The organism is Frankia sp. AgKG'84/4 (assembly GCF_023242965.2).
In the GTDB taxonomy this organism is placed as follows: Bacteria; Actinomycetota; Actinomycetes; order Frankiales; family Frankiaceae; genus Frankia.
The window spans coordinates 1-1079 of the sequence record NZ_JALKFU020000800.1; the positions used below are offsets into that span (position 1 = coordinate 1).

Annotated in this window: 1 protein-coding gene and 1 pseudogene; both read left to right on the top strand. The window is 74.3% G+C overall.

The window, feature by feature from the left end:
- Positions 1-458 precede the first annotated feature (458 nt).
- Entirely contained in the window at positions 459-665 is a 207-nt protein-coding gene (locus MXD58_RS25305) for a hypothetical protein (RefSeq protein ID WP_248838144.1), read from the top strand.
- Positions 662-1079: pseudogene (locus MXD58_RS25310) on the top strand (serine/threonine protein phosphatase); the annotation flags it as partial. The gene MXD58_RS25305 and the pseudogene MXD58_RS25310, both read left to right, overlap by 4 nt.

Consider the following 1079-nt stretch of genomic DNA (forward strand, 5'->3'; position numbering starts at 1 on the left):
GCCCTGACCCCCGCGGCCGATGCTGCCGCCGCCCCGGCGCCCGGCGCCGGCCATCAGTGCCACCGACCGGCGGACGAGCTTGAAACGACCATTCGACTACGGTATACGGCCGCCGCCGCGGACCCTTCGAGGGCGCGGCCCGATCACGGCCACCGCCACCGCCACCGCCACGGACGCGGACGCGGACGCGGGCCGGGCAGGGGCCCCCGGCCGGGGGACCAGGCTGGGACAGACCGCTGACCACCTGCCCCGACACGGTCCGTAGAGCAGTTCGGCGCCCTATCCTGATGCGGCGGTCCCTCGCCGGTGGCCCGGATGGTCCCGGCCCGCTCATGGCCGTATCAGGAGGGCCCGGTGCGCGACAGACCCCGGCCGCCGCGATGGCCGCGTCCGCGCCCCGGCGACGGCACGGCCGCCGCCATCGTCGACACTCGACCTTTACGCTCTCTTAAGGTCGCGTGCCGACAAAGGAGGACACGCCGGACGGTGGGCCACCGGTGGTGATCTACGCCGTCGACGCGCACTGGGCGAAGCTGGGACAATACATCCCGCGTGAATCCGTGATGACCAACGCTCCGACGACCGGACCAGCAGGGGCAGGAGGCACCCAGCACATGGCTCTGCACACACCGCCCGCCCGCGAGCGTTTCCGCCCGGCGGCATGACCGTGGACCTCAACTCCCACGACGACGCCCCGACAGTCGCCTACCAGATGACCGGCCACGGGCCCTACGAGCCCGAGGACGACCTCGGCCGTTGCCCCGTCTGCGCCGCGCCGGTGTACGCCGACGACCACTACTGCGAGGTCTGCGGGCATGCCCTGGCGGGCCCGGACCCGGGCCACGGTGACGCCGACCACAGCGAGGTCGATCTCGGCGAGCTGGCCGGCGTGTGCGACCGGGGGGTGCGGCACACCACCAACGAGGACTCCATGGGGCTCGCCGTCGTCTACGGCACGCTCATCGCGGTGGTGTGCGACGGCGTCTCCACGACGCCGGGCTCCGGCCAGGCCTCGGCCGCCGCGGCGGCCGAGGCGATGGCGGTGCTGGCGGACGCGGTGCGCGCGCACGGGCCGGGCC